Below are 26,071 nucleotides of genomic sequence, written 5' to 3'. Positions count from 1 at the left end.
CCCCCCCCCCCCCCCCCCCCCCCCCCCCCCCCCCCCCCCCCCCCCCCCCCCCCCCCCCCCCCCCCGCTCCCACACTGTCCGCGCATGATCAGGACACTTTGGTATGCCCACTGCCCTATACCGCTTCATCCTCGCCGCCCTGCTGTTGCTGCCGCTGGCCGCACACGCAGGCGATGCCGAAGACTTCCTGGCCGCCAACCCGACCCAGCAAGCCAAGCTGCTGCAGGACTGGGCTGCCCAGCCAAATCCAGCCCGCATCGAACTGGTCGACGCCCTGCAACAAGGCCGACTCACGGTCAACGGTGAAACCAGGACCGTACGCCTGAACAACCGCCTGCGCGGTTTGATCGACAACGTGCAAGCCAGCCAGCAACTGCTCGCCGCCGACCCCAAGGTGCGCCTGGCCGCAGCACAAACCCTGCAAAAAACCGCTGTGCCTGCGCAGCTCAAATTCCTCGACCAGCAAGTCGCCGCCGAGACCAACGAGGACGTGCACACCGCCCTCAGCCTGGCACTGGCCAACCTGCAACTGGTCGACACCGACCCGCTGGTGCGCCTCGCTGCGGTGCGTCTGCTCGGCAGCACCGGCGATCCGCTGGCGCGCACCCGTCTCGAAGCACTGCTGGCGCCGGGCGTGGAAACCGACGCCGCCGTGCACACCGCTGCCGAAACCAGCCTGGCCCAGGTCAAACGCAAACTGATGCTTGGCGAGATCCTCGGCCAGGCCTTCAGCGGCATGTCCCTGGGGTCGATCCTGCTCCTCGCGGCCCTGGGCCTGGCGATCACGTTCGGCCTGCTCGGTGTGATCAACATGGCCCACGGCGAGATGCTGATGCTCGGCGCCTACTCGACCTATGTGGTGCAGTTACTGATGCAGCGCTACGTGCCCGCGGCCATCGAGTTCTACCCGTTGATCGCCTTGCCGGTGGCGTTCTTCGTCACCGCCGCGATCGGCATGGCGCTGGAGCGTACGGTGATTCGCCATCTGTACGGCCGGCCGCTGGAAACCCTGCTCGCCACCTGGGGCATCAGCCTGATGCTGATCCAGTTGGTGCGCCTGGTGTTTGGCGCGCAGAACGTCGAAGTCTCCAATCCCGCGTGGCTGTCCGGCGGGATCCAGGTGCTGCCCAACCTGGTGCTGCCGTACAACCGCATCGTGATCATCGCCTTCGCGCTGTTTGTGGTGGTGCTGACCTGGCTGCTGCTGAACAAGACGCGCCTGGGCCTCAACGTGCGCGCCGTCACCCAGAACCGCAACATGGCTGCCTGCTGTGGCGTGCCCACCGGGCGCGTGGACATGCTCGCGTTTGGCCTTGGCTCCGGCATCGCCGGCCTGGGCGGCGTGGCGCTGAGCCAGATCGGCAACGTCGGCCCGGACCTGGGCCAGAGCTACATCATCGATTCGTTCCTGGTGGTGGTGCTCGGCGGTGTCGGCCAGTTGGCCGGCAGCGTGATGGCGGCCTTCGGCCTGGGGATCGCCAACAAGATTCTCGAACCGCAGATCGGTGCCGTGCTCGGCAAGATCCTGATCCTCGCGCTGATCATTCTGTTTATCCAGAAACGCCCGCAGGGACTCTTCGCACTGAAAGGACGGGTGATCGACTGATGAACCAGCCATTGATGCTCACGGCCACGCAAAAGGCCGGCCCCACCGTCACGATTGCAGTGGGCGCGTTGATCCTTGTGGTACTGCTCGCGCTGCCGCTGCTGTCATTGTTGCCGCCGGACAGTGCGCTGCATGTGTCCGCCTACACCCTGACACTGGTCGGCAAGATCCTCTGCTATGCCATCGTCGCGCTCGCGCTGGACCTGGTGTGGGGCTACGCGGGAATGCTCTCGCTCGGCCACGGCCTGTTCTTCGCCCTCGGCGGTTATGCGATGGGCATGTACCTGATGCGCCAGGCCAGCGGCGATGAGTTGCCGGCGTTCATGACCTTCCTGTCGTGGACCGAACTGCCCTGGTATTGGGTTGGCACCGAGCACTTCCTGTGGGCCCTGTGCCTGGTGGTGCTGGCGCCGGGCGTGCTGGCGCTGGTGTTCGGTTTCTTCGCCTTTCGCTCGCGGATCAAGGGTGTGTATTTCTCGATCATGACCCAGGCCCTGACCTTCGCCGGGATGCTGTTGTTCTTTCGCAACGAGACGGGCTTTGGCGGCAACAACGGCTTCACCAATTTTCGCAGCATTCTCGGTTTCGGCATCACCGAACCGGGCACGCGCGCGGTGTTGTTCGTGGCCACGGTCCTGCTGCTGGTGGCGAGCCTGTTCATCGGCTGGCGGCTGGCACGCAGCAAGTTCGGCCGGGTACTGACCGCCCTGCGTGACGCCGAGAACCGCCTGATGTTCTGCGGCTACGACCCGCGCGGCTTCAAGCTGTTCGTGTGGGTGCTGAGCGCGGTGTTGTGCGGTTTGGCCGGGGCGTTGTATGTGCCGCAAGTGGGCATCATCAACCCCAGCGAAATGTCGCCGACCAACTCCATCGAAGCCGCCGTGTGGGTGGCCCTGGGCGGGCGCGGCACGCTGATCGGGCCGTTGCTCGGCGCCGGCGTGGTCAATGGCATGAAGAGCTGGTTCACCGTGGCCTTCCCGGAATACTGGCTGTTCTTCCTCGGCGCGCTGTTCATCATCGTCACCCTGTACCTGCCCAAGGGCGTGATCGGGCTGCTGAAAAAATGAGGAACGTCATGCTCGAACCTATTCTCGATGCGGGCAGCGGCCGCGATGCCATCGGCCTTGGCCAGGCCGCCGGCACCGGCCTGAACACCCGCCACGGCACGATCCTGACCCTGGAAGACATCAGCGTCAGCTTCGACGGTTTCAAGGCCCTCAACGCCTTGAACCTGTACATCGGTGTCGGTGAATTGCGCTGCATCATCGGCCCCAACGGCGCCGGCAAGACCACGCTGATGGACGTGATCACCGGCAAGACCCGTCCCAGCCACGGCAAGGCCTGGTTCGGCGAGACCCTGGACCTGACCAGCATGAGCGAAGTGCAGATTGCCCAGGCCGGCATTGGCCGCAAGTTCCAGAAACCCACGGTGTTCGAAGCCCTCAGCGTGTTTGAAAATCTCGAGCTGGCGCAGAAGACCGACAAGTCGGTATGGGCCAGCCTGCGCGCGCGCCTGAGTGGCGAGCAGAAAGACCGTATCGATGAAGTGCTCGACACTATTCGCCTGACCGCGTCAGTGGATCGCCCGGCGGGTTTGCTGTCCCACGGGCAAAAGCAGTTCCTGGAAATCGGCATGCTGCTGATGCAGGACCCGCAGCTGTTGCTGCTCGACGAACCGGTGGCGGGTATGACCGACGCCGAAACTGAATTCACCGCCGAACTGTTCAAACGCCTGGCGGGCAAGCACTCGTTGATGGTGGTGGAGCACGACATGGGCTTCGTCGGTTCGATTGCCGACCACGTGACCGTGTTGCACCAGGGCAGCGTGCTGGCGGAAGGATCGCTGGAACAAGTGCAGGAAAATGAACGGGTGATCGAGGTGTACCTGGGCCGCTGAAAAATCGGCGGCAGACACACTGTTGTAGTGAGCAGGCTTGCCCTGCGTTGGGTTGCGAAGCGGCCCCAATAAGAGCGCCGCGTTACGCCAGGCACACCGCGTTATCTGGTTTTAGGGCTGCTGCGCAGCCCAACGCAGGGCAAGCCTGCTCACCACAGAAGCCAGGTACCTGCGTACCAGGTACATGCCCGCCAGGCATCTGCACGATTTGGGGAGATTTTGAACATGCTGCACGTCGACAAGCTGCACCCGTACTACGGCGGTATGCACACCAACACCTTTGTGGTGAGCAGGCTTGCCCTGCGTTGGGCTGCGAAGCGGCCCCAATAAGAGCGCCGCGTTACGCCAGGCACACTGCATCGCCTGGGTTTGGGGCTGCTGCGCAGCCCAACGCAGGGCAAGCCTGCTCACCACAGAAGCCAGGTACCTGAACGCCAGGCACCTGCGCACTAGGTACATGCACGCCAGGCACTTGCCACCAGGCTCCTGCATGCCAGGTACCTGCACGATTTGAGGAGTTTTGAACATGCTGCAAGTCGACAAGCTGCATCAGTATTACGGCGGTAGCCACATCCTGCGCGGTCTCTCCTTTGATGTGAAGATCGGCGAGGTCACCTGCCTGCTCGGCCGTAACGGCGTGGGCAAGACCACCTTGCTCAAATGCCTGATGGGCCTGCTGCCGGCCAAGGAGGGCGCGGTGAACTGGGAAGGCAAACCCATCACTGGGTTCAAGCCGCACCAGCGCGTGCACGCCGGGATCGCCTACGTGCCGCAGGGTCGGGAGATTTTCGGGCGGCTGACGGTGGAAGAAAACCTGCTGATGGGCTTGTCGCGGTTTCCCGGTGCCGAGGCCAAGGAAGTACCGGCCTTTATCTACGAACTGTTCCCGGTGTTGCTGCAAATGAAGCACCGGCGCGGCGGTGACCTGTCCGGCGGCCAGCAGCAACAGTTGGCGATTGGCCGCGCCCTGGCCAGCCGTCCGCGCCTGCTGATCCTCGATGAACCCACCGAAGGCATCCAGCCATCGGTGATCAAGGAGATCGGCGCAGTGATCAAGAAACTGGCCGCACGCGGCGACATGGCCATCCTGCTGGTGGAGCAGTTCTACGACTTCGCCGCCGAGCTGGCCGACCAGTACCTGGTGATGTCGCGGGGTGAAATCGTCCAGCAGGGCCGTGGCGAAAATATGGAGCGTGAAGGTGTACGCGGCTTGGTTACCATCTAATCTGTAGCGTCCTGATGATAAGCACTCAACCATGAACCTGCCCGTCTCCCCCGCTCTGTTCACCCCCAGCTGGCACGCCGAGCTGGAACTCGGCTACGCACGTTTCGGCGACACCACGCGCCCGGTAATGCGCCGCCATCTCGGCCCGCTGCGGGTGCAGAAGCACCTGTATGCCGAAGGCCCCGAGGTGTGCCAGCACATCATCGTGCACCCACCCGGCGGGATTGCCGGTGGTGATCGCCTGGACATCAGCGCGCATGTCGGCACAGGCGCCTGGGCCCAATTGACCAGCCCCGGCGCGGCCAAGTGGTACCGCGCCAGCGGCCCGGCGTTTCAGCAACTGGACTTGACCGTGGAAGCCGGCGCGACCCTGGAGTGGCTGCCCCAGGAAACCATCGTGTTCAGCGCCGCCCAGGCCGAGCTCACCACGCGCATCCAGCTGCACGGCGATGCGCGGCTGTTCTACTGGGACGTCATTGCCCTCGGTCGCCCGGCCAGTGGCGAGCGTTTCGACCTCGGCCACTTCCAATCGCACCTGGATATCCGCCGCGACGGCCAGTTGCTCTGGCATGAGCGCCAGCGCATTGTGGGCGCCGACGGTTTGCTCGACTCGCCCATCGGCCTCGACGGCCAACCGGTGTTCGCCACGCTGTTGCTGACCGCCGAGATCGAACCGCAACTACTCGAACAGTGCCGCGCCCTGCCCCACGCCGTGCGCGGCGACCTGACCCAACTGCCCGGTTTGCTGGTCGCCCGCTGCCTGGCCAGTGAAGCGCTGTTGGCGCGGGGCTGGTTGATTGATTTATGGAAACTGTTACGCCCGGCGGTGCTGGGCCGTGAAGCCGTTTCACCGAGAATCTGGAGCACATGAAGATTCGCCTGCAGGAGCCGGCTTGCCGGCGATCGCGGTGACTCAGTCACGAAGGTTTCGCACAGGGATCTACGGTGTTTTTATGAATAACGTTTTGAAGGACCTTGAACCATGGATCTGACCCCACGGGAAAAAGACAAGCTGCTGATCTTTACCGCCGGCCTGGTGGCCGAGCGCCGCCTGGCGCGCGGGGTGAAGCTCAACTACCCGGAAACCATCGCCTATATTTCCGCCGCCCTGATGGAAGGCGCCCGCGATGGCCGCACCGTGGCCGACCTGATGCATTACGGCACCACCCTGCTGAGCCGTGAGCAAGTGATGGAAGGCATCCCGGAAATGATCCCGGATATCCAGGTGGAAGCCACGTTCCCGGACGGCACCAAGCTGGTCACCGTCCACCAACCGATTGCTTGAGGGACCGAGCATGTCCATCTCCCTGCGTGACGCCGTGCACGCCGACCTGCCGGCGATTCGCGATATCTACAACGACGCGGTGCTCAACACCACGGCGATCTGGAACGAACAACCGGTGGACCTCGGCAACCGCCAGGCCTGGTTCAGTTCGCGCCAGGCCCAGGCCTATCCGATCCTGGTCGCGGTGGAAAATGATGAAGTGATCGGCTACGCCTCGTTCGGCGACTGGCGTCCCTTCGAAGGCTTTCGCTACAGCGTCGAACACTCGGTGTATGTGCGCAATGACCAGCGCGGCAAAGGCCTTGGCCCCCTGCTGATGCAAGCCCTGATCGAACGCGCGCGCGGCTGTGGCAAACACGTGATGGTCGCCGCCATCGAAAGCGGCAACCAGGCCTCGATCCGCCTGCATGAACGCCTGGGCTTCATCACCACCGGGCAGATGCCCCAGGTGGGCATCAAGTTCGGCCGCTGGCTGGACCTGACCTTTATGCAACTGACATTGAATCCGGGCGCGCAACCGCCCAAGGAGTGAGATCGATGAGCGCGACCCATCTGCGTCGAGTCAATGCTGAAAGTTTTGCCCACTACCGCCAGGGCTTGGTGGAGCTGTTGCTCGACGCAGTCAAGCACGGCGCGTCGGTGGGTTTCATGGCCGACTTCGATGAAGCCCAGGCCCGCGACTATTTGCAAGGCGTGCGCGCCAGCATCGAAGACACCAGCCTGCTGCTGTGGGTGGTGGTGCGCGACGAACAGGTGATCGCCAGCGTGCAATTGGCGCTGTGCCTGAAAGCCAACGGCCTGAACCGCGCCGAGGTGCAAAAACTGCTGGTGCACAGCAGCGCGCGACGCCATGGCCTGGGCCAACAGTTGATGAACACCCTGGAACTCGCCGCGCGCCAGCACAAGCGCGGCCTGCTGTACCTGGACACCGAAGCCGGCTCGGGCGCCGAGGCCTTCTACCAGTCCCTGCGCTACACCAAGATCGGCGAACTGCCCGACTACTGCCAAAGCCCGGACGGGCGCTACACCCCGACCGCCATCTACTTCAAGACCTTGGGGCAACCTGCATGATTCCTGGCGAATATCAGATCCAGCCTGGCGAGATCGAACTCAATGTCGGCCGCCGCACCGTCACCCTGAGCGTGGCCAACAGCGGCGACCGCCCGATCCAGGTGGGTTCGCATTACCACTTTTTCGAGACCAACGACGCACTGACCTTCGACCGCGCATTGAGTCGCGGCATGCGCCTGAATATTCCAGCGGGCACGGCGGTGCGGTTCGAGCCTGGGCAAAGCCGTGAAATCGAACTGGTCGATTTGAGCGGCGGACGCCGGGTATTTGGTTTTGCCGGGCGGATCATGGGCGACCTCTAGGCCCCATCGCCGGGAAGCCGGCGAAAGCGAGCGCGCGATCCCACATTCACTTAATTCCCAAGGCAATCACATGAAGATTTCCAGACAAGCCTACGCCGACATGTACGGCCCCACCGTCGGCGACAAGGTCCGCCTGGCCGACACCGAGCTGTTCGTCGAAGTGGAGCAGGACTTCACCGTCTACGGCGAAGAAGTGAAATTCGGCGGCGGCAAGGTGATCCGCGATGGCCAGGGCCAGAGCCAACTGCTCGCCCACGAGGTCGTCGATACCCTGATCACCAACGCGCTGATCATCGACCACTGGGGCATCGTCAAGGCCGATGTGGGCCTCAAGAATGGCCGCATCCATGCCATCGGCAAGGCCGGCAACCCGGATATCCAACCCGGTGTGACCATGGCCATCGGCGCCAGCACCGAAGTGATCGCTGGCGAAGGCATGATCCTCACTGCCGGCGGCATCGACTCCCATGTGCATTTCATCTGCCCGCAGCAGATCGAAGAAGCGCTGACCAGCGGCGTCACCACCATGATCGGCGGCGGCACCGGCCCGGCCACCGGCACCAACGCCACCACCTGCACTTCGGGTCCGTGGCACCTGGCGCGCATGCTGCAGGCCAGCGACTCGTTCCCGATGAACATCGGCTTGACCGGCAAGGGCAACGCCAGCCTGCCGGAGCCGCTGATCGAACAGGTCAAGGCCGGCGCCATCGGCTTGAAGCTGCATGAAGACTGGGGCACCACGCCCGCCAGCATCGACAACTGCCTGAGCGTCGCCGACCAGTACGACGTGCAAGTGGCGATCCACAGCGACACCCTCAACGAGTCGGGCTTCGTCGAAACCACCCTGGCCGCGCTGAAGGGCCGCACCATCCACACCTATCACACCGAAGGTGCCGGTGGCGGCCATGCGCCGGACATCATCAAGGCCTGCGGCTTTGCCAACGTGCTGCCCAGTTCCACCAACCCGACGCGGCCGTTCACGCGCAATACCATCGACGAACACCTGGATATGTTGATGGTCTGCCATCACCTGGACCCGAGCATTGCCGAAGACGTGGCCTTCGCCGAAAGCCGCATCCGCCGCGAAACCATCGCCGCCGAAGACATCCTGCACGACCTCGGCGCCTTCTCGATGATCAGCTCCGACAGCCAGGCCATGGGCCGTGTCGGCGAGGTCATCACGCGCACCTGGCAGACCGCCGACAAGATGAAAAAACAGCGCGGCGCCCTTCCCGGCGACGGTCCGGGCAACGATAACTTCCGCGCCAAGCGCTACATCGCCAAGTACACCATCAACCCGGCGATCACCCATGGCATCAGCCATATCGTCGGCTCCATCGAAGTCGGCAAATGGGCTGACCTGGTGCTCTGGCGCCCGGCGTTCTTCGGCATCAAGCCGACCCTGATCCTCAAGGGTGGTGCGATTGCCTCCAGCCTGATGGGCGACGCCAACGCCTCGATCCCGACCCCGCAACCGGTGCACTACCGCCCGATGTTCGCGAGTTTCGGCAGCTCGTTGCACGCCACCAGCCTGACCTTTATCAGCCAGGCAGCGATGGACGCAGGCCTGCCGGAAGCGCTGGGCCTGAAGAAACAGATTGGGGTTGTGAAGGGCTGTCGCGACGTGCAGAAAACCGACCTGATCCACAACGATTACCTGCCGGATATCGAGGTGGATCCGCAGACCTACCAGGTCAAGGCCGATGGGGTGTTGCTGTGGTGCGAGCCGGCGGACGTGTTGCCGATGGCGCAGCGGTATTTCCTGTTCTGACCCCCGAATCGTGCAGGAGCCCGGCTTGCCGGCGATAGCGGCCTCTAGAGCGCTTTCGCCGGCAAGTCGGGCTCCTGCAAGGGCGCGTCAGAAATTGGCGCGAGGATCGAAGGCAGCTTTCTGCGCCAACGCCTGCCACAACGCTTTCACCTCGTCATCGCCTGCCGGTGGCATCACCGCCTTGAGCTGCACGTAAAGGAAGCCGCGCTGCCCGGCCTTGTTCAGCAAGCCATGGCCCTTGGCGCGCATGCGCTGGCCGTTCTGGCTGCCGGCCGGCACCTTGAGGTTGATCTTGCCGGTCAGGGTCGGCACCGCCACTTCCGTGCCCAACGCCAATTCCCATGGCGCCAGGGGCAGGTTGATGATCAGGTTCTCGCCATCCACCTCGAACTTGGGGTGCGGCGCAAACTTGATGATCAGGTACAGGTCGCCATTCGGCCCGCCGCCGATGCCCGGTGCGCCCTGGCCCTTGAGGCGGATGCGCTCGCCGTCGGTCACGCCGGCAGGGATCTTCACGTTCAGGCTCTTGGTGGTGTTGCTGACATGCCGGCCCGAGGCGTCGTATTGCGGCACCTGGAAGCTGATCTGCTTGGACTCGGTCGACAGCGTCTCCTCGAGGAACACCGACAGCTGCATCTCCACGTCCTGGCCTTTACGCCCGGCAGGACGGCGCTGGCCGCCTCCGAAGGCATCGCCACGCGAGCCGAAGATCGAACTGAAGAAGTCCGAGAAGTCGCCCGCGTCCTGGCCGCCACCAAAGCCGCCACGGCTCTGCCAGCCCGGTGGCCCCTGGAATGGCTGGCCATGTTGGCCGTATTTGCGCAGTTCGTCGTATTCCGCGCGCTTATCCGCGCTTTTAAGCGCTTCATAGGCTTCGGACGCGTCCTTGAACTTGGCTTCGGCGTCTTTTTCCTTGCTGACATCCGGGTGGTATTTGCGTGCGAGCTTGCGATAGGCGGCCTTGATTTCCTTGTCATCGGCGCTCGGCTCGACACCCAGAATCTTGTAGTAGTCTTTGAAATCCATCGGCGGTTCACCATCCTTAATCGAGATCGCACAGCCCGGGGCACAACGTGCGCTGCATTGCACCTGTTGAGTGCTGTGGCCTGGGGGTGCGTCAAAGTGTTATCGGCGCTAGCCGTATGCACAAGATGTGGGGGCGAAACGCGTACTTTCAAGCACCATTTAACGGATAGTCGGCCTACGCATTCCTTTGCGACTGGCATACACTGCGCGGCCGTTTTTCAACCGGAACCCGATAGACATGAAAAACCCATCCCCAGCCCGTGCCTGCGGCATCGACTTTGGCACGTCCAACTCCACCGTCGGCTGGATCCGCCCCGGCGAGGAGACGCTTATCGCGCTGGAGGACGACAAGATCACGTTGCCATCGGTGGTGTTCTTCAACTTCGAGGAGCGCCGCCCGGTCTACGGTCGCCTGGCCCTGCACGAGTACCTGGAAAACTACGAAGGCCGGCTGATGCGCTCGCTCAAGAGCCTGCTGGGTTCCAAGCTGATCAAGCACGACACCAGCGTATTGGGCACGGCCATGCCGTTCACCGACCTGCTGGCGCTGTTTATCGGCCAACTCAAGAGCCGTGCCGAGACCACCGCCGGCCGCGAGTTCGAGGAAGTGGTGCTGGGACGTCCGGTGTTCTTCGTCGATGACGACCCGATGGCCGACCAGGAAGCCGAAAACACCCTGGTGGATGTAGCGCGCAAGATCGGCTTCAAGGACATCTCGTTCCAGTACGAACCGATCGCCGCGGCCTTCGACTACGAGTCGACCATCGAGAAGGAAGAGTTGGTGCTGATCGTCGACATCGGCGGCGGTACGTCCGACTTCTCGCTGGTGCGCCTGTCACCGGACCGCCGTCACAACGACAACCGCCACGACGATATCCTCGCCACCGGCGGTGTGCACATCGGCGGGACCGACTTCGACAAGCAACTGTCGCTGGCCGGCATGATGCCGCTGTTCGGCTACGGCAGCCGCATGAAAAGCGGTGCATACATGCCCACCAGCCACCACATGAACCTGGCGACCTGGCACACCATCAACTCGGTGTACTCGCAGAAATCCCAGCTGGCCCTGGGCAGCATGCGCTACGACATCGAAGACACCGGCGGCATCGACCGCCTGTTCAAGCTGATCGAACAGCGCGCCGGCCACTGGCTGGCGATGGAAGTGGAAGAAACCAAGATCCAGCTGACCCACGAAGACAGCCGCCACGTACTGCTCGACCGGGTTGAACCGGGCTTGAGCGTGAACCTGAGCCGCAGCCTGTTCGAGGCGGCCATCGACGGCCTGCTGGAGCGCGTGCGCAACAGCGTCACGCAATTGCTGGCCGACGCCTCGGTGGACGTTGCCCAAGTGGACACGGTGTTCTTCACCGGCGGTTCGAGCGGCATCCCGGCCCTGCGCCACAGCATCTCGGCAATGCTGCCGAATGCACGGCACGTGGAAGGCAACATCTTCGGCAGCATCGGCAGCGGCCTGGCGATCGAGGCAAGCAAGCGCTACGGCAGTTGAGCGAGACGCTGGCCAGAGGAGGCTTGAGGCAACCAGAGCCTCTTGTGGCCTGCAGGGCTTGATGAGCCAAACAAAGTCTCCTGTGACCTGCAGGGTTTGATATGGCTGATGAGCTTATTGTGGCTGCCAGGCTTGATATGGCTGATGGGCTTGTTGTGGCTGCCGGGCTTGATGTGGCTGATGAGCTTATTGTGGCTGCCGGGCTTGATGTAGCTGATGGGCTTGTTGTGGCTGCCGGGCTTGATGTGGCTGATGAGCTTATTGTGGCTGCCAGGCTTGATGTGGCTGATGAGCTTATTGTGGCTGCCAGGCTTGATGTGGCTGATGAGCTTATTGTGGCTGCCGGGCTTCTTGTGGCGAGCGGGCTTGCCCCGCGTTGGGCTGCGAAGCAGCCCCATCAAGGATGAATGCGGTGTTTCAGGTATGCCTGGGATGATGGTTTTGGGGCTGCTTCGCAGCCCAACGCGGGGCAAGCCCGCTCGCCACAAAAAAGCCCACTCATAACAGGAGACGCCCACCCGCCCTAGCGAAAATAAATCGACCACAGCCCCAGAAACGTCAGACCCCAGACCACCACCCCCGGCACGATCACCAGGTAGTTCCATGGGCTGAAACGATCATTGCTCTCGCCGTCAGGATCCCCCGCGGCAAAATTGATCAGGCCTTGGGACTGCTGCAGGATGTAGGCACAGATCGGAATCGCCAGCATCGTCAGGTTCTTATACGCAGACCACGCCTCGATCCGCGCCGCCGCCGCGTCGAACATATTGGCGCCCACCGTCAGCACCACGAAAACCGTCGCCCACTGCTCAAAATCGAAGTCGAACTTGCGGCCGCTCTCGACTATGCGCCGGTAGGCCAGGCGATAGAGCTTGTGGATAAAGAAAATAAAAAAGAACGCGCGCGCCACTGGCAACATATCGGCCTGGTTGGCCTGCTTGTACAAGCTCCAGTTTTTATACGCCCAGACATAGGTGTAAAGCCCAAAACTGAGCAGGCTCAGGATCAGCAATTTCTTTTTGGAAATGACGTAAAACTCGGCTGACGGCCGCGCTGTGTCGGTCAGCTCCGCCGTTGGCGGAGCATAGAGATTGTCGCTCACTGCTTGTTTCCCCTTAAGTCCCTTTAACGTTCTCGTTATTGCATCAAACCATGCCAGCGAGCTTCAACTCGCTCTTCAAATACGCGTAGTAGATCGGCCCCGCCACCACGCCCGGCAAGCCAAACGCGGCTTCAAACACCAGCATCGCCAGGAGCAATTCCCACGATTTGGCACTGATCTGCCCGCCGACAATGCGCGCGTTGAGGAAATACTCGACCTTGTGGATCACGATCAGGTAGCCCAGCGCCGCCACCGCCACCCAGATCGACAACGACAGCGCGACGATAGTGATCAGCGTGTTGGACATCAGGTTGCCGATCACCGGCAGCAGGCCGAGCAGGAAGGTCAGCACGATCAGGGTCTTGGTCAGCGGCAGGTGAATGCCACACAGCGGCAGCACCACGGCCAGGAAGATCGCGGTAAAGGCCGTGTTCAGCGCGGCGATTTTGATCTGGGCGAAGACGATGTTGCGAAAGGCCTGGACCAGCAAGTGCAGGCGGTCGAACAGCGCAGCGGCGAGCGGCTTGCGCTTGGTAAGGTCGGGCACGCGCTGCAGCGCGATGATCGCGCCGAGCACCATGCCGATCAGCAGGGTGACGAACATGTGCGCGGCGTCTTTGCCGACCAACTGCAGTTCGCTCAGGTGTTTGCTCAGCCAATCACCGATGGCCACGCGGAACTCGGCGGCGCTAGCGGGCAAGTAGGCATCGAGGAAGGGCGGCAGCTGGCCGCGCGCGCGGTCGACCACACCCATGAACTTGTCGAGGGACGCCCCGGGATTTTCTGCTTCGTGGAGCAGGAAGCTGATGGCGCCGGCGAAGATCAGGGTCAGCACGCTGACAATCAAGGTGCCGAGCAAGGCCACGGCCAACCAGCGCGCGCGCCGGCCTTCGATCAGCCGCTGCAACTGCGGGGTGAGCATGTTGACCAGTTCATACACCAGCAGGCCGGCCAACAGGCTGGGCAGCAGCTTCAGCGGCAGGACCAGCAATAATCCACCGAAAATGATGACGCAACTGACCAGCAACAACACGTGACGCTGAGAAAACGTTGGCATACAGCCTCAAAACGAACGGCGTTAAAGGATGTTGTAGGAGCCGGCTTGCCGGCGAAAAACGCAAGGGCACCGCGTTTAGTCTGGATAAACGCGTGAGCGTTCCCGCTTTTTCGCTGGCAAGCCAGCACCTACAGGGGGCTGTGTGCGAGTGTCGCAGCCTTCTATGGCCTGGGGCTATTATTTCTTCAGGCAGGTGCTCATAAAGGTTTTGCGCGCGTCGCCGGTCAAGGCTTTGGTCTTGGCGTCGGCATTGCAGTCTTTCATCTTCTGCTGCTGGGGCGTCAGGGTCTTGGCGTCGTTGGCGGCGGGAGCCGCCTTGAGACACGTACTCATAAAGGCTTTGCGTTCATCGCCTTTGAGCGCCTTGGTGGTGGCGTCGGCATTGCAGGTGGTCATTTTATTTTGCTGGGCAGTGGCGGCAAAACCCTGGGAACACAGCAGCAGGCCCATCATCAACAGCGGAATACGCAGCATCTTCATGGAGTTTTCTCCCTGTTACCGTGCCGGGGGGCACGGCCTACCGAGGAGTGTAGTCAAAGCCTGTTACATCTTCACCGGCCGCGGATATTTGTCCGCCGGTACTGCTCCGGCGTGCAGCCGGCATGGCGCTGGAACATGGCGATGAAGGCCGAGGCGGTGCTGTAGCCCAGGTCGAAGGCCACATGTTGCACGCTGCGCTCGCTGTCGAGGGCTTCGATGGCGGCGAGATAACGCAGGCGCTGGCGCCATTCGCCGAAACTCATGCCCAACTCACGCACAAATTGCCGCGCCAGGGTGCGCTCGCTGACATGCACCTGCTCGGCCCAGTGCGCCAGGGGACGATTGTCGCCGGGGTCGGCCTGCATGCCTTCGAGTACGCCGAGCAGCCCGGGGTGACGCGCGTAGGGCAGGAAGCAATCGTGAATCGGCGCCTGCCTGAGTTGATCCACCACCACGTCAGCCAGACGGCGGTCGGCGTCGCTCTGAGGGTTATTCACATCACGCTGGGCAAAATCCTTGAGGATCGCCTTGAGAATGTCGCTGATCGCCAAGGTGCAGGGGTGCTTCGGCAGTTGCTCGCACAGCTCCGGGGCCAGGCCCACCGAGTGGTAGATGATCGCGTGGGCGTTGTAGGAGCTGTGCTCGGTCTGCGGCGGCACCCAGACCGCATACTGCGGCGGCGACATGAAGCGGCTGCCGGCCACTTCCATGCGCATTACCCCACTCGCCGAATAATCCAGCGAACCCCACAAGTGCTGGTGCGGCGTGCACTCGGTATCCGGGGCAAAATCGGAGTAGCGAAAGTACACCGGGCTGGGCAGCCGGGCGAAATCGGCGAGGCGGACGATGTGTCTGGGCATATTGTCTGGATACAGGCGCAGGTTGTCTGGATCGCAGTATAGGCTTCGATCCAGACAAGGGGATAATCCTGCCTCATCAACACACTTGGTTTCTTTCGATGCAATACGCGTATCCGCTGCTGGCTATCTTTATCTGGGCCGGCAACACCGTGGTCAACAAGTTGGCCGTGGGCTCGATTTTCCCTGCAGAAATCGGCTTTTATCGCTGGTTGCTCGCAGCGCTGCTGTTTACCCCGTTCATGCTCAAGCCGGTGATTGCCAACTGGTCGATGATCCGCCCGAACCTGGGCAAGGTTTTCATCCTCGGCGTGCTGGGCATGGCCGTGTACCAGAGCCTGGCCTATTACGCCGCCACGCTGACCAGCGCCACCAACATGGGCATCATCCTCTCGCTGATGCCGTTGATGGCATTGACCGCCGCCATCATCAGCCTCGGCCAGCGCCTGACCTTCGGCGCCCTCACCGGTGCCGTGCTGTCATTTGCCGGCGTGGTCGTGGTGGTCTCGGCCGGCAGCCTCGGCGCGCTGCTGCAGCACGGCGTGAACCTCGGCGACGGCATGATGCTGGTGGCCACCCTGGCCTATGCGGTCTACAGCACCCTGCTGAAAAAATGGCAGCTGCGCCTGCCGCCGTTGGTGCTTCTCTATCTGCAGGTGCTGGTGGCGGTGGTGGTGCTGTTTCCGCTGTTCCTGTTTTCGGCGAAAGCGGGCCTGGGCTGGGCGAACATCCCGCTGGTACTGTACGCGTGCTTGCTGGCGTCGATGCTCGCGCCGTTGGCGTGGATGCATTCGGTCAAGACCCTGGGGCCAAGCCGCACCACATTGTTTTTCAATCTGCTGCCGCTGATCACCGCGCTGATTGCAGCCGTGGTGTTGAAGGAGCAGTTGGCGCTGTATCACCTGGTGGGTGGCTTGCTGACGTTGGGCGGGGTGATCTTGTCGGAGCGTTGGACCACGCCGGTGCGCCGCGAGGCCAGCGCGGCCTGAGCCCTCGCTATCGCGGGCAAGCCCGCTCCCACAGTGAACCGCGTTGCTTGGTGGGTGCTGGCTTGGCGCGATAAACGATTACGCGATTGGGTCGGCTAAACCCCGTCGGCTTTCAATCGCTGCGCATGCTCGACGAACAAGCGGATCGGCTCCGCGCCCTTGCCCACCAGCCCCATGGACTGGTTGACGATGTCGAAGTGGTCCAACGCATAGTCATCGCCGATCACCCGCCCCAAATGCGAACTGTAGCGCCCGACCATGCCGTCACACTGACCCTTTTCTCGCACAAAACTGCGAGCGAACAAGCGGCAACTGCGGTTCGTGCCGTCCAGCAAGTTGCGCCCGCGATCGGTCTTGCCCGGCTGTAAAGTGCCGGACCACGAGTAATAGCGCACGCCATTGACCACCTCGGCGCCGTGCCCACCCCAAGTGTCGGGCAACCCCTGGGGATACTGGCGATTGAACAGGGCCACGCCGGCGCTGGTCAGGGAATGGTGCGAGGCCTGCAGATCAGCCTTGAAGCGCGGCCCGCGATAGCCGGTTTCCAGCACGCCCATCACCCAGGCAACCAGATGGAACAGCGCGCTCATGATCCGCCCTTTCACACTCTCGGCCGGGTAATGAAGGTGGATATGGTCCGCCAGTTCCGAACCCTGATTGGGCCCGGCCACCGACGTCACCGACGCCACCCAGTCAGGGCGCTTGGCCGCCGCATAGCGGGCGGTAAGGGCGCCCTGGCTATGGCCGATCAGGTTGACCTTGTCGGCACCGGTGTCACGGCGAATCTGCTCGATTTGCGTCAGCAGTTGCTCACCGCGCACCTCGCTGGAATCCAGCGGCGCCACCTGCACGGCAAACACCTGCGCGCCACCGGCCCGCAGCGCCGGGACAATGCCGTACCAATAGGGAAACAACCCCACGCGCACGAAGCCGAGCATGCCGGGGACCAGCACCAGGGGATAACGCGTGGCGAGCGGTTGGGGCATGACGCTGACATCCTGGTCTGAAGGGTGATTGAACCATCCTAGACCAAATGACATGACCGCCCCATGAACAGGCGATCGTTTGCAAATGCTCGACGCCCATTGAAATCCGATAAAACTTTTTGCGTCACGCAGGACTCACAACTTGGAGCGATCACGCCGGTAGAGCGTGGCGTAAAACCGGATTAGCACCAGGAGATTGAGATGACTGAAGCAAACTTGACTGACGTTGCGACCCTGCGCAGCCGCGCCCGCCAGAACGTCGAAAACGGTGCCGTGACCGAGGGTTACGACGCCGACCGCGAAGAGATCATTCGCCTGCTCAACGCCTCGTTGGCCACAGAACTGGTGTGCGTGCTGCGCTACAAGCGCCACTACTTCATGGCCAGCGGCGTCAAGGCCCAGATCGCCGCCGAGGAATTCCTCGAGCACGCGACCCAGGAAGCCGAACACGCCGACAAACTCGCCGAGCGCATCGTGCAACTGGGTGGCGAACCGGAGTTCAACCCGGACCTGCTGTCGAAGAACTCCCACGCCCAATACGTGGCGGGTAACAGCTTGAAGGAAATGGTCTACGAAGACCTGGTGGCCGAGCGGATCGCGGTGGACAGCTACCGTGAAATCATCCAGTACATCGGCGACAAGGACCCGACCACCCGCCGTCTGTTTGAAGAGATCCTGGCTCAGGAAGAAGAGCACGCAGACGACATGGCTGACATCCTCGAAAGCCTGTAACCCCCGCAACACCCTGTAGGAGCCGGCTTGCCGGCGATGATGGCCTCAAGCTCTCCACCGAGAACCAAGGCCTCATCGCCGGCAAGCCGGCTCCTGTTTTTTTGTGTCGGATCAGCCTTTCACGGTCTTCGGCGCCTTGCCTTCCTTCATCTGCTGGAGCAATGGTGCACATTGGTTCGGCTCATCGCCGCTGGGGGCGACCAGCGCCAGCAACCCGGCAGCCGGGCCGGCGATCACGCCCAGGGCGACCATGCCCGCACCACGCAGCGCCAATGGGATGGCTTTCACCCCGGCATTCGGCTTGATGAACGGGCCGTTGACGTACAGCGGGGAACGCAGGGAGAACAGGCGGAAGCCCTTGGATTCCGGCGTGATGGTGAGGTCGAGCTGCTCGGTGGCCATGTTCGCCGTGCCATCGATGTAGATGATGGCGTTCTCGGTATCGAACACAAACAGCCGCGTAGTCGCCAGGCCAGTCTTGATGCCGAAGTCCGCCGCCGCGCAATTGATCTTCACTTCCTTGTCGCCAAACAGGCGGCCCACCACGTAGTTGCCGACGTTGAGCCCGGCGATTTCCATCAGGCTGCGGCTGATGGCGCCATCGTTGATGAGCATTTTCAGGTCACCGTTCGAGGTGCCCAGCAGCGCCGCCACGGAGTTGCCGCGCCCGGAAATATCCGCGTCGCCGTTGAGTTCACCAAAGCTGGTTTTCATCGGTTCGAAGGTCGGGAACAGCTGCTTGAGCTTGAAGTTGCGCGCAGTGAGCCGGGCACGGCCCTCCATTGGCGTAGTGCGGCCATTCAGACGGATCTGCGCGTCCAGCTTGCCGCCGGCCACGCCGAAACGCAGGGGTTCCAGGCTCAGTTCGCCGTCGTTGAGGATCAGGTGGGTGTAGAGGTCGGTGAACGGCAGATCGGCACTGTGCACGATGCGCTTGCCGGTGAATTCCACATCGGCATCCATGTCGCGCCAGCGCTCGGTGCGGAACTCTTCCACCGGCAGCACTTTGGTCGCCGGTTGTTTGCTTTCGCCGCCCCGGGCCTTTTGCTTGGCGTTGGAGTCGGCGCCGATCAGGGGCGCGAGGTCGGTCATCAGCAATTGATTGGACACCAGCGCGCCGCTGAGCTTGGGCCGTGGCTGGCTGGCGACGTAGCCGAGGTTGCCGTGGATGTCACTGTCACCGATCTTGCCGTTGAAGTTTTCGTACCGGAAAGACGCACCCGTCGGCTCGTGCAGTTTGGCGATCAAGTGCCCGTCAGTGGCGTAGGCCGGCGAGTCCGGCAGGGTCACGCCCGTCAGCGGGTACAGGTTGCCCAGGCTGGTGCCGGAGAGTTTCAGGCGCAGGTCGAGGGCGCCGAGGTTCAGCGGGTCGGTCAGGGTGCCGGCCAGCGCGATGCTGGTGTCGGCGATCTTGACCTGGGCCTGCAGCGGGAATGGCTTGGCCGCGTCCTGCAGGGCCAGCAGGCCACCGATTTTGCCGCTGCCGTCGAGTTTCTGGCCATGGTACTGGCCTTTGACCTTGAGGCCGAACGCGTAGTCCTGCGGTGCCGAGCCTTTTTCCAGGGCCTTCTTGGCATCGGCGTCGCCGACGATTTCGCCAAACGGAATCGGCTTGCCCAAGGGGTCGATGATCACGTCGAGCTGGGTCTTGAGGGTCTGGTCGTCGAGGGTGACGTGGCCCTTGTCGAAGCCGATGGCGCCAATGTCCACCACCCAACTGGAGGGTTCGGCGTTGGGGTCCTTGGGGTCGAACTTGAATGTCCAGTTGGCGCGGCCGTCGGCCAGGCGCTGCAACTGGGCACTCGGCTCGGTGAGGTCGATGCGCGGGATCACCACGCGCTGCACCAGCAGCGCCAGCGGCGAAATGCGCAGCTCGACCTTCTTCAACGTGACCATTTGCGGCTGTTTCGACCAATCGGGATTGCCCAGGGTCAGGTCTTCGGCAATCACATGGGGCCATGGCACCCAGGCACGCCAGCCGCCTTCGTCGGGCTCACGCGCCCACACCACGGCCAGGTTGCCGTTGATGGCAAACGGGCGATGCAACTCTTCGGAAACCTTGGCATTGAGGGGCGGCTTGATGCGGTTCCAGTCAAAAAACACCAGGACCAGCACCAGGATGGCGATTAACAGAACGAAGCTGGCGCAGCTCCAGGCGACAATTTTACGAGTGCGCGTCATTGCACAGGACTCCTCAACACGAATAGCTGAACTACAGCTCATAAGGCTACGACTGGCAAACCGCGCGGGGGTTTAACTCGATCGCGGATTTAGTCGCAAAAAGCCATTTTCCTGATCGACCGGACAGATTCGATCATCAACGGGCGCACCATTGTTACCCATGTTCGTGTCGAAAATACCCACCTCGGTGCAAAAGCGCGTGCTTGAGAGGCCCGTTCTAGAGCGGCTCTGGCGAACAATCAATTCTGTTGATTATTACCATTGTGTTTATGAACTTTTATATCGACTTATCAAGAGTAGCATTAGCCCTGTACCCACTTTATCGCCCTCCCAAGGAGCAACCCATCATGAAACGCCAAGTACTCGCTACCGTCCTGCTGTCTGTCCTTGCTTCCAGTGCCTTTGCCCTGCCAGCAGCCGAACAGGCAACCCCACAGAACAAAGCTCAAGCCGTTCAATCCAGCCAGACCCTGGCTCGCAGCGGTTCGCAAGAAGAAGAGAATCGTGACTACGCCAAAGGCGGCGTCGCTGAAAACGGTTCGGAACAGGCCAACAAACGCGCCTACACCGAAGGTGTTGCTGAAGGTGGCCGTGATCGCCTGGAACAGAAAGGCCTGGTCGAAGGTGGTTCTGAACAAGCCAACAAACGCGCTTACACTGAAGGCGTTGCCGAAGGCGGCTCGGACCGTCTGCAAGAACTGCATCAAGCACAGAGCTAACCCCGTGGTGGCCCTGAAAAAAGCCCGATCAGCCGATCGGGCTTTTGACTTTTCATAGCACCTGTCACCCCGCCTGCCCCGTCAAGTTCGACGCCAGCGAAGCTGTTTTGCTAGAGTGCAGCGCTGTACTTGTCGACAAAAGCCCGCCCGCCAATGCTGCCCCGCGCCGAACAGAAGCAACAGACCCGCCTCGCCCTGATGGACGCAGCCCGCCATCTGATGGAGTGTGGCCGTGGGTTTGGCAGCCTGAGCCTGCGTGAAGTGGCGAAGACGGCCGGCATCGTGCCTACCGGTTTCTATCGTCATTTTGCCGATATGGACCAGCTCGGACTGGTATTGGTCAGTGAAGTGGGCCAGACTTTTCGCGCCACGATTCGCCTGGTGCGCCACAACGAATTCGTGATGGGCGGCATTATTGATGCCTCCGTGCGGATCTTTCTCGACGTGGTCTCGGCCAACCGTTCGCAATTCCTGTTCCTGGCCCGCGAGCAATACGGCGGCTGCCTTGCCGTGCGCCAGGCCATCGGCGCCTTGCGCGAAGACATCACCCGCGACCTGGCGGCCGACCTGACGCTGATGCCCAAGCTGCAACACCTGGATGCCGAAGGCCTGCACGTGATGGCCGACCTGATCGTCAAAAGTGTGTTCGCCACCCTCCCCGACATCATCGACCCGCCCGCCCAGGCGCTGCCTGCCCACCTCACGCCCCAGGCGAAAATCACCCAGCAATTGCGCTTTATCTTTATCGGCCTGAAGCATTGGCAGGGCCTGGGCAGCACCGAATAAGCGCCTTACCCCGCCGGGTGAAAACGCTTCGCGGTGGTGTAGTGCTTGTTCCAGTACGAATTGCTCAGCGAATCGATACGCACGTTTTTGCCGGCGCGCGGCGAATGAATGAACTTGCCGTCACCGATGTACAGCCCCACATGGCTGACCTGGCCGCGCCCATTACCTTTGAAAAACACCGCGTCGCCAGGCTTGAGTGCATGGCGCTTGATGGTCGCCGCCGTTGATCGATGCATTGCCAGCGTGGTGCGCGGAATCTGGATATTGGCTTCGGTCTTGAACAGGTACACCAGGAAGCTGCTGCAATCGAAGCCCTGCTCCGCCGAGGCACCGCCCCATTTGTAAGGTGTGCCGAGCAATTGGAGGGCACGGTCAACCACATCCTCAATGGACGCTTCTTTAAAGGACGCAGTGAACAAAGGGCGTGGCTGTAGATTGGCCGACGCAGACGAAATGGCGAGAGACAGACTGACAATCACTAAACAAAAAAATGACTTGAACATGATGAACGTCGCAATGGGATAAACACGGCGCACAGCCTAAAGAAACAGTGCGTAACGTTTTGAACGCCGAATCCGCATCACTTGTAGGAATAGTCCTAAAACGCCCATGACAGGTGCGCCCTACTTCCGCGCGCACCACTTTGGTTCACCACTAGAAACTTCCTACGCCCTCTTTAGTAGCACTACTACACTGCCTACAAGCAATTCCTACCCTTCACCGGGGTTGGCAAGCCCCTTGCTCTAGCACTCTCATCGCTCATTGCTGGAAGCTTCCTGATGCTGGTGATCCACCGCCGAATCGCCCCCCAAGCCCTCTGGGCCGCCGAGTTGCTGCTGAATTTCGAAGCACGCAGCAAAAGCCGCCTGCGCTGTTTCAGTGCCGACGGTGAAGATGTCGGCCTGTTCCTGGAGCGTGGCCAGCCGCCGCTGCACGATGGCGAATGCCTGCAGGCCGAAGACGGACGCGTCGTACGCGTCGTTGCACGACCTGAACAACTGCTTCACGTCACCTGCAGCAGCGCCTTCGAACTGACCCGCGCCGCCTATCACCTGGGCAACCGGCATGTGGCGTTGCAAGTGGGGGACGGTTGGTTGCGCCTGCTCGATGACTACGTGCTCAAGGCCATGCTGGAGCAACTGGGCGCCCACACCGAGACCATCGAGGCACCCTTCCAACCGGAGCACGGTGCCTACGGCGGTGGCCACCATCATTCGCGGCATGGCGATGAAGATTTCAACTACCCGCCCAAGTTGCACCAGTTCGGCGTGCGTCCATGAACCCAGCCTGGGCGCTGCTGCGTCTGGCCAGTCCGCAATTGCCGATTGGGGGCTACAGCTATTCCCAGGGCCTGGAAATGGCCGTGGAGAACGGTCGCGTCAACGACGCGGCCAGTGCGCGGCGCTGGATCAGCGACCAACTGCTGCTCAACCTGGCACGCTTTGAAGCGCCTCTCTTGCTCGCCCATTGCCGCGCCGCTGCCGAACTCGATTGGCCGCGCCTGACCCAATTGTGCGAAGAGCACCGCGCCAGCCGAGAAACCCGCGAGCTGTACCAGGAGAGCCGGCAGATGGGCTACTCCCTGCAACAACTGCTCAATGGCCTGCCGGAACTCGACCAACCCGCCGAGGATTTCCTCGCCCGCCAGCCAGAGCCGCACCTGGCCCTGGGCTGGGCGCTGGCGGCGCGGGCCTGGACTATCAGCCCTGACGATGCCCTCGCCGCCTGGCTCTGGAGCTGGCTGGAAAACCAGTTGGCCGTATTGATGAAAACCCTGCCGCTGGGCCAGCAAGCCGCGCAGCGCTTGACCAGCGAACTGCTGCCGCTGCTGCAACAGGCCCAGCAGGACGCCAGCCATATCGCCCCCAACCATTTCGGCAGCGCCGCTTTCGGCCTGTCCCTGGCGTGCATGGCCCATGAGCGCCAGTACAGCCGACTGTTTCGTTCCTGAGGCCTTTTACTGTGGAGAAGCACATGAACACACAACCCCTGCGCGTCGGTATCGGCGGCCCGGTGGGCTCCGGCAAAACGGCCCTGACCCTGGCCCTGTGCCTCGCGCTGCGCGACCGCTATAACCTGGCCGTCGTCACCAACGACATCTACACCCGCGAAGACGCCGACTTCCTGGTGCGCAACCAGGCGCTGGCGCCGGAGCGCATCATCGGCGTGGAAACCGGTGGCTGCCCGCACACGGCGATCCGTGAAGACGCCTCGATCAACCTGGAAGCGGTGGACCAGCTCAACCGCCGCTTCCCCGGCCTGGACCTGATCCTGGTGGAGTCCGGTGGCGACAACCTCTCGGCCACCTTCAGCCCGGAACTGTCGGACCTGACCATCTACGTGATCGATGTGTCCGCCGGCGACAAGCTGCCGCGCAAAGGCGGGCCTGGCATTTGCAAATCCGACCTGCTGGTGATCAACAAGATCGACCTCGCGCCGATGGTCGGCGCCTCGCTGGAGCTGATGAACAGCGACACCCAGCGCATGCGCAACGGTAAACCCTTTGTGTTCAGCAACCAGAAAACCGGCGTCGGCCTGGCCGACATCGTCGCCTTCATCGAACGCCAGGGCCTGCTGACCGCCGCCTGATCAACCCACAAGGAACCTGTCCATGAGCCTCAACAAACTCCTCGCAGCTGCCGCCCTGCTGCTCGCCCCTGCCCTGGCCTTCGCTCACCCGGGCCACGGCGACAACGGCCTGGTGGCCGGTATCAGCCATCCCCTCAGCGGCATCGACCACTTGCTGGCGATGGTTGCGGTCGGCCTGTGGGCGGCCCAACAAAAAGGCGCCGCGCGCTGGGCCCTGCCGTGCACCTTTGTCGGCACCATGCTGATCGGCGGCGTGCTGGGCTTTGAAGGGCTGGAACTGCCGGCCCTGGAAAGCGGGATTGCCGCCTCGGTGTTGGCCCTGGGCCTGGCAGTGGCGCTGGCGGTGCGTCCACCGCTGTTCGTGGCCGTGGCTGCCACGGCGTTGTTTGCGCTGTTCCACGGCGTGGCCCACGGCCTGGAGTTGCCGGACATGTCCAGCCCTTGGGCCTATGCCGCGGGCTTTGTCGGCGCAACGGCGGTGTTGCACGCGGCCGGGTATGCGGTAGTGCGCTTCCTGCCGGCAGCGGCGGCGCCGTTGGTGCGGATTGCCGGCGCGGCTTCGGCGGCGACTGGGGTGTGGTTGTTGGCGGGGTGAGTGTTGTCGCGCCGATAAGGGCCACATCGCAGGCAAGCCAGCCGCCCACATTTGACCGGTTTCACACACCCAAATGTGGGAGCGGGCTTGCCCGCGATAGCGCCAGCGCAAACACCATAGATCCCAAGCCTGCTACCATGCGCGGCAAACACCCCTGCCGTGACGACGCCAGCCAATGCCCAGCGCTTCCCACCCCTCCTTGAACACCGTGCTCACGCACTTCCACAGCCTGATCGTGCCGCTCTGGCAAGGCCCGGGCTGGAACGCCGAGTTGGCATTGCCCTTTGAGGCGCTGGACGCCGATCACCGCCCCTTGCCCCCGCAACGCTACCGCGCCATGGCCTGCGCCCGGCAGTTGTACCTGTTTGCCAGCCTGATCGGCGAGCCCGGCGCGGCCTTCGCCGAAGAGCGCGCAGCGGCGCTGTTCCGTTCGCTGCAACGGCATTTCCACGACGCCGAGCACGGCGGCTGGTTCTACAGCATCGACCCCGCCGGCCAGCCGCTGGACAAGCGCAAAGACCTCTACACCCACGCGTTCATCATCTTTGCCTGTGCGCACTACTGGGCCAAGGTGCGTGAGCCACTGGTGGAGTCGGTGCTCGACGCAGCCCTGGAAGTGGTCGCCAGTCGGTTCGCCAGCGGCGACGGCCTCTACGAAGCCGTGCTGGAGCGCAACTGGTCATCCCTCAAGTCCGGCCCACTGCAAAACCCGCTGATGCACCTCGCCGAGGGTTTCCTCGCGACGCTGGCCGTGCGTGAAGACCCGATCACGCAAGACGCCCTGCTGGACTTGGCCAACGCGATGCAGAAGCGCTTCATTGCCCCCGAGCACGGCGTGATGCTGGAAAAACCGCTGGGCGCTGTGGATAACTGGTTTGAGCCCGGCCACCAGTTCGAATGGTTCTTTTTGCTGGAGTCATCGCCAGTGCTGCGCGGCACGCCGCTGCATGCGTCGTTGACGCGCGCATTTGCCTACGCCGAACAGAAGGGTGTGGATAACAGCAGTGGCGCGGTCAGCGGCATGCTGGCCCTGGACGGTAGCGTGCGTGATAGCACCCAGCGTATCTGGGCACAGGCCGAATACCTGCGGGCACTGACCTTGCGGCCGAACAGTGAAGCCGTGCTGCAGCGTCAATTGCTGGCGCTGCAGCAAAAATTCCTGCATGCCAAAGGCTGGAATGAATGCCTGGATGCCCATGGCGAGGTCAGTCGGCGGGATATGCCGTCTACCACGCCTTATCATTTGGCGACCTGCTATCAGGGGTTGGTCCAGCATTTGGGCTGACCTCATGGGCCTCTTCGCGAGCA

The 26,071-nt window shown here is 62.5% G+C and carries 29 protein-coding genes; 21 read left to right on the top strand and 8 right to left on the bottom strand.

Annotation, left to right across the window (positions count from 1 at the left end; genetic code table 11):
• Positions 1-103: 103 nt before the first annotated feature.
• The 10 genes from urtB (at position 104) to ureC (ending at position 9,157) form a co-directional block, all read left to right on the top strand.
• Positions 104-1,606: an urea ABC transporter permease subunit UrtB gene (gene urtB, locus AC07SI_RS08070; RefSeq protein WP_495005496.1), complete on the top strand. Its 1,503-nt coding sequence runs from the start codon at positions 104-106 to the stop codon at positions 1,604-1,606.
• Positions 1,606-2,673, top strand: a complete 1,068-nt coding sequence (gene urtC / locus AC07SI_RS08065) for an urea ABC transporter permease subunit UrtC (protein ID WP_065900235.1) — start codon at positions 1,606-1,608, stop codon at positions 2,671-2,673. The genes urtB and urtC overlap by 1 nt, the downstream gene beginning before the upstream one ends.
• Positions 2,670-3,503 carry an urea ABC transporter ATP-binding protein UrtD gene (urtD, locus tag AC07SI_RS08060; protein WP_213550422.1) on the top strand — a complete coding sequence of 278 codons (834 nt, stop codon included), beginning with the start codon at positions 2,670-2,672 and terminating at the stop codon, positions 3,501-3,503. The genes urtC and urtD overlap by 4 nt, the downstream gene beginning before the upstream one ends.
• A 526-nt stretch (positions 3,504-4,029) precedes the next feature.
• On the top strand, positions 4,030-4,728 hold the full coding sequence (gene urtE / locus AC07SI_RS08055; RefSeq protein ID WP_065900233.1) for an urea ABC transporter ATP-binding subunit UrtE: 699 nt from the start codon (positions 4,030-4,032) through the stop codon (positions 4,726-4,728).
• A 31-nt stretch (positions 4,729-4,759) separates the two neighbouring features.
• Positions 4,760-5,599: an urease accessory protein UreD gene (locus AC07SI_RS08050; RefSeq protein WP_106805296.1), complete on the top strand. Its 840-nt coding sequence runs from the start codon at positions 4,760-4,762 to the stop codon at positions 5,597-5,599.
• Between the two features lie 111 nt (positions 5,600-5,710).
• Positions 5,711-6,013 (top strand): urease subunit gamma, encoded by a 303-nt coding sequence (gene ureA, locus AC07SI_RS08045; protein WP_003171437.1) that lies wholly within the window; start codon positions 5,711-5,713, stop codon positions 6,011-6,013.
• A gap of 10 nt (positions 6,014-6,023) precedes the next feature.
• Positions 6,024-6,545, top strand: a complete 522-nt coding sequence (locus AC07SI_RS08040; protein WP_495005495.1) for a GNAT family N-acetyltransferase — start codon at positions 6,024-6,026, stop codon at positions 6,543-6,545.
• Between the two features lie 5 nt (positions 6,546-6,550).
• Complete coding sequence (locus AC07SI_RS08035) at positions 6,551-7,084, top strand: GNAT family N-acetyltransferase (RefSeq protein WP_495005494.1); 534 nt, start codon at positions 6,551-6,553, stop codon at positions 7,082-7,084.
• Positions 7,081-7,386, top strand: a complete 306-nt coding sequence (locus tag AC07SI_RS08030; RefSeq protein ID WP_065900216.1) for an urease subunit beta — start codon at positions 7,081-7,083, stop codon at positions 7,384-7,386. Before AC07SI_RS08035 ends, AC07SI_RS08030 begins: the two co-directional genes overlap by 4 nt.
• A gap of 70 nt (positions 7,387-7,456) precedes the next feature.
• Positions 7,457-9,157, top strand: a complete 1,701-nt coding sequence (gene ureC, locus AC07SI_RS08025; protein ID WP_106805298.1) for an urease subunit alpha — start codon at positions 7,457-7,459, stop codon at positions 9,155-9,157.
• 87 nt (positions 9,158-9,244) lie between these two features.
• On the opposite strand, the gene AC07SI_RS08020 is transcribed toward ureC, so the two are convergent.
• Complete coding sequence (locus AC07SI_RS08020) at positions 9,245-10,183, bottom strand: DnaJ C-terminal domain-containing protein (protein ID WP_065900211.1); 939 nt, start codon at positions 10,181-10,183, stop codon at positions 9,245-9,247.
• A gap of 238 nt (positions 10,184-10,421) precedes the next feature.
• Between AC07SI_RS08020 and AC07SI_RS08015 the strand changes: the two genes are divergently transcribed.
• Together AC07SI_RS08015 and AC07SI_RS08010 are read left to right on the top strand one after the other, a co-directional pair.
• Entirely contained in the window at positions 10,422-11,690 is a 1,269-nt protein-coding gene (locus AC07SI_RS08015) for an Hsp70 family protein (RefSeq protein WP_495005493.1), read from the top strand.
• Positions 11,691-11,791: 101 nt separating this feature from the next.
• A complete protein-coding gene (locus AC07SI_RS08010) occupies positions 11,792-12,097 on the top strand; it encodes a hypothetical protein (RefSeq protein ID WP_495005492.1) in 306 nt (101 codons plus the stop codon).
• A 116-nt stretch (positions 12,098-12,213) separates the two neighbouring features.
• Here AC07SI_RS08010 and AC07SI_RS08005 read toward each other — a convergent pair whose 3' ends face one another.
• The 4 genes from AC07SI_RS08005 to AC07SI_RS07990 form a co-directional block, all read right to left on the bottom strand.
• Positions 12,214-12,792: a hypothetical protein gene (locus AC07SI_RS08005; RefSeq protein WP_120447512.1), complete on the bottom strand. Its 579-nt coding sequence runs from the start codon at positions 12,790-12,792 to the stop codon at positions 12,214-12,216.
• A 43-nt stretch (positions 12,793-12,835) separates the two neighbouring features.
• Positions 12,836-13,849: an AI-2E family transporter gene (locus AC07SI_RS08000; protein ID WP_065900195.1), complete on the bottom strand. Its 1,014-nt coding sequence runs from the start codon at positions 13,847-13,849 to the stop codon at positions 12,836-12,838.
• 177 nt (positions 13,850-14,026) lie between these two features.
• Positions 14,027-14,329, bottom strand: a complete 303-nt coding sequence (locus AC07SI_RS07995; RefSeq protein ID WP_065900193.1) for a PsiF family protein — start codon at positions 14,327-14,329, stop codon at positions 14,027-14,029.
• Positions 14,330-14,400: 71 nt separating this feature from the next.
• Positions 14,401-15,189 carry an AraC family transcriptional regulator gene (locus AC07SI_RS07990; RefSeq protein ID WP_106805302.1) on the bottom strand — a complete coding sequence of 263 codons (789 nt, stop codon included), beginning with the start codon at positions 15,187-15,189 and terminating at the stop codon, positions 14,401-14,403.
• Between the two features lie 98 nt (positions 15,190-15,287).
• Here AC07SI_RS07990 and AC07SI_RS07985 point away from each other — a divergent pair, with 98 nt between their 5' ends.
• Complete coding sequence (locus AC07SI_RS07985) at positions 15,288-16,175, top strand: DMT family transporter (RefSeq protein WP_495005491.1); 888 nt, start codon at positions 15,288-15,290, stop codon at positions 16,173-16,175.
• 95 nt (positions 16,176-16,270) lie between these two features.
• On the opposite strand, the gene AC07SI_RS07980 is transcribed toward AC07SI_RS07985, so the two are convergent.
• The gene (locus AC07SI_RS07980) at positions 16,271-17,161 is read right to left on the bottom strand and encodes an esterase/lipase family protein (protein WP_120447510.1); all 891 of its coding nucleotides are present in this window, start codon (positions 17,159-17,161) and stop codon (positions 16,271-16,273) included.
• Positions 17,162-17,362: 201 nt separating this feature from the next.
• Here AC07SI_RS07980 and AC07SI_RS07975 point away from each other — a divergent pair, with 201 nt between their 5' ends.
• A complete protein-coding gene (locus AC07SI_RS07975) occupies positions 17,363-17,893 on the top strand; it encodes a ferritin-like domain-containing protein (RefSeq protein WP_034105637.1) in 531 nt (176 codons plus the stop codon).
• Positions 17,894-18,004: 111 nt separating this feature from the next.
• Here AC07SI_RS07975 and AC07SI_RS07970 read toward each other — a convergent pair whose 3' ends face one another.
• Positions 18,005-20,074 (bottom strand): AsmA family protein, encoded by a 2,070-nt coding sequence (locus AC07SI_RS07970; RefSeq protein WP_065900188.1) that lies wholly within the window; start codon positions 20,072-20,074, stop codon positions 18,005-18,007.
• Positions 20,075-20,421: 347 nt separating this feature from the next.
• Here AC07SI_RS07970 and AC07SI_RS07965 point away from each other — a divergent pair, with 347 nt between their 5' ends.
• Positions 20,422-20,793, top strand: a complete 372-nt coding sequence (locus AC07SI_RS07965) for a hypothetical protein (protein ID WP_065900187.1) — start codon at positions 20,422-20,424, stop codon at positions 20,791-20,793.
• Between the two features lie 153 nt (positions 20,794-20,946).
• Complete coding sequence (locus AC07SI_RS07960; RefSeq protein ID WP_065900186.1) at positions 20,947-21,579, top strand: TetR family transcriptional regulator; 633 nt, start codon at positions 20,947-20,949, stop codon at positions 21,577-21,579.
• Positions 21,580-21,584: 5 nt separating this feature from the next.
• Here the strand turns inward: AC07SI_RS07960 and AC07SI_RS07955 are convergent, their stop codons facing one another.
• The gene (locus AC07SI_RS07955; RefSeq protein ID WP_495005500.1) at positions 21,585-22,082 is read right to left on the bottom strand and encodes a C40 family peptidase; all 498 of its coding nucleotides are present in this window, start codon (positions 22,080-22,082) and stop codon (positions 21,585-21,587) included.
• Positions 22,083-22,358: 276 nt separating this feature from the next.
• Between AC07SI_RS07955 and ureE the strand changes: the two genes are divergently transcribed.
• The 5 genes from ureE (at position 22,359) to AC07SI_RS07930 (ending at position 26,048) form a co-directional block, all read left to right on the top strand.
• On the top strand, positions 22,359-22,859 hold the full coding sequence (ureE, locus tag AC07SI_RS07950; RefSeq protein WP_065900182.1) for an urease accessory protein UreE: 501 nt from the start codon (positions 22,359-22,361) through the stop codon (positions 22,857-22,859).
• Positions 22,856-23,530, top strand: a complete 675-nt coding sequence (locus tag AC07SI_RS07945; protein ID WP_495005490.1) for an urease accessory protein UreF — start codon at positions 22,856-22,858, stop codon at positions 23,528-23,530. The genes ureE and AC07SI_RS07945 overlap by 4 nt, the downstream gene beginning before the upstream one ends.
• 23 nt (positions 23,531-23,553) lie before the next feature.
• Entirely contained in the window at positions 23,554-24,168 is a 615-nt protein-coding gene (gene ureG, locus AC07SI_RS07940; RefSeq protein ID WP_065900180.1) for an urease accessory protein UreG, read from the top strand.
• A gap of 22 nt (positions 24,169-24,190) precedes the next feature.
• Positions 24,191-24,763: a HupE/UreJ family protein gene (locus AC07SI_RS07935; protein ID WP_106805307.1), complete on the top strand. Its 573-nt coding sequence runs from the start codon at positions 24,191-24,193 to the stop codon at positions 24,761-24,763.
• A 175-nt stretch (positions 24,764-24,938) separates the two neighbouring features.
• Positions 24,939-26,048: an AGE family epimerase/isomerase gene (locus AC07SI_RS07930; RefSeq protein ID WP_495005489.1), complete on the top strand. Its 1,110-nt coding sequence runs from the start codon at positions 24,939-24,941 to the stop codon at positions 26,046-26,048.
• The last annotated feature ends 23 nt before the right edge of the window (positions 26,049-26,071 follow it).

Source organism: Pseudomonas sp. GW821-FHT05D12 (assembly GCF_059419825.1).
This window is presented reverse-complemented; position numbering and strand designations above follow the sequence as displayed.

What these genes read in the sequence shown, in the direction of transcription:
- AC07SI_RS07980 (WP_120447510.1), bottom strand. Translation starts at nt 17,161, where the DNA reads ATGCCCCAACCGCTCGCCACGCGTTATCCCCTGGTGCTGGTCCCCGGC.
- AC07SI_RS07970 (WP_065900188.1), bottom strand. Translation starts at nt 20,074, where the DNA reads ATGACGCGCACTCGTAAAATTGTCGCCTGGAGCTGCGCCAGCTTCGTT.
- ureE (WP_065900182.1), top strand. Translation starts at nt 22,359, where the DNA reads ATGCTGGTGATCCACCGCCGAATCGCCCCCCAAGCCCTCTGGGCCGCC.
- AC07SI_RS08035 (WP_495005494.1), top strand. Translation starts at nt 6,551, where the DNA reads ATGAGCGCGACCCATCTGCGTCGAGTCAATGCTGAAAGTTTTGCCCAC.
- AC07SI_RS07990 (WP_106805302.1), bottom strand. Translation starts at nt 15,189, where the DNA reads ATGCCCAGACACATCGTCCGCCTCGCCGATTTCGCCCGGCTGCCCAGC.
- ureC (WP_106805298.1), top strand. Translation starts at nt 7,457, where the DNA reads ATGAAGATTTCCAGACAAGCCTACGCCGACATGTACGGCCCCACCGTC.
- urtD (WP_213550422.1), top strand. Translation starts at nt 2,670, where the DNA reads ATGAGGAACGTCATGCTCGAACCTATTCTCGATGCGGGCAGCGGCCGC.
- AC07SI_RS07935 (WP_106805307.1), top strand. Translation starts at nt 24,191, where the DNA reads ATGAGCCTCAACAAACTCCTCGCAGCTGCCGCCCTGCTGCTCGCCCCT.
- AC07SI_RS08000 (WP_065900195.1), bottom strand. Translation starts at nt 13,849, where the DNA reads ATGCCAACGTTTTCTCAGCGTCACGTGTTGTTGCTGGTCAGTTGCGTC.
- ureG (WP_065900180.1), top strand. Translation starts at nt 23,554, where the DNA reads ATGAACACACAACCCCTGCGCGTCGGTATCGGCGGCCCGGTGGGCTCC.
- urtB (WP_495005496.1), top strand. Translation starts at nt 104, where the DNA reads ATGCCCACTGCCCTATACCGCTTCATCCTCGCCGCCCTGCTGTTGCTG.
- ureA (WP_003171437.1), top strand. Translation starts at nt 5,711, where the DNA reads ATGGATCTGACCCCACGGGAAAAAGACAAGCTGCTGATCTTTACCGCC.
- AC07SI_RS08040 (WP_495005495.1), top strand. Translation starts at nt 6,024, where the DNA reads ATGTCCATCTCCCTGCGTGACGCCGTGCACGCCGACCTGCCGGCGATT.
- AC07SI_RS07945 (WP_495005490.1), top strand. Translation starts at nt 22,856, where the DNA reads ATGAACCCAGCCTGGGCGCTGCTGCGTCTGGCCAGTCCGCAATTGCCG.
- urtE (WP_065900233.1), top strand. Translation starts at nt 4,030, where the DNA reads ATGCTGCAAGTCGACAAGCTGCATCAGTATTACGGCGGTAGCCACATC.
- AC07SI_RS08050 (WP_106805296.1), top strand. Translation starts at nt 4,760, where the DNA reads ATGAACCTGCCCGTCTCCCCCGCTCTGTTCACCCCCAGCTGGCACGCC.
- urtC (WP_065900235.1), top strand. Translation starts at nt 1,606, where the DNA reads ATGAACCAGCCATTGATGCTCACGGCCACGCAAAAGGCCGGCCCCACC.
- AC07SI_RS07975 (WP_034105637.1), top strand. Translation starts at nt 17,363, where the DNA reads ATGACTGAAGCAAACTTGACTGACGTTGCGACCCTGCGCAGCCGCGCC.
- AC07SI_RS08015 (WP_495005493.1), top strand. Translation starts at nt 10,422, where the DNA reads ATGAAAAACCCATCCCCAGCCCGTGCCTGCGGCATCGACTTTGGCACG.
- AC07SI_RS08020 (WP_065900211.1), bottom strand. Translation starts at nt 10,183, where the DNA reads ATGGATTTCAAAGACTACTACAAGATTCTGGGTGTCGAGCCGAGCGCC.
- AC07SI_RS07965 (WP_065900187.1), top strand. Translation starts at nt 20,422, where the DNA reads ATGAAACGCCAAGTACTCGCTACCGTCCTGCTGTCTGTCCTTGCTTCC.
- AC07SI_RS07955 (WP_495005500.1), bottom strand. Translation starts at nt 22,082, where the DNA reads ATGTTCAAGTCATTTTTTTGTTTAGTGATTGTCAGTCTGTCTCTCGCC.
- AC07SI_RS07985 (WP_495005491.1), top strand. Translation starts at nt 15,288, where the DNA reads ATGCAATACGCGTATCCGCTGCTGGCTATCTTTATCTGGGCCGGCAAC.
- AC07SI_RS07995 (WP_065900193.1), bottom strand. Translation starts at nt 14,329, where the DNA reads ATGAAGATGCTGCGTATTCCGCTGTTGATGATGGGCCTGCTGCTGTGT.
- AC07SI_RS07960 (WP_065900186.1), top strand. Translation starts at nt 20,947, where the DNA reads ATGCTGCCCCGCGCCGAACAGAAGCAACAGACCCGCCTCGCCCTGATG.
- AC07SI_RS07930 (WP_495005489.1), top strand. Translation starts at nt 24,939, where the DNA reads ATGCCCAGCGCTTCCCACCCCTCCTTGAACACCGTGCTCACGCACTTC.
- AC07SI_RS08030 (WP_065900216.1), top strand. Translation starts at nt 7,081, where the DNA reads ATGATTCCTGGCGAATATCAGATCCAGCCTGGCGAGATCGAACTCAAT.
- AC07SI_RS08010 (WP_495005492.1), top strand. Translation starts at nt 11,792, where the DNA reads ATGGCTGATGAGCTTATTGTGGCTGCCAGGCTTGATATGGCTGATGGG.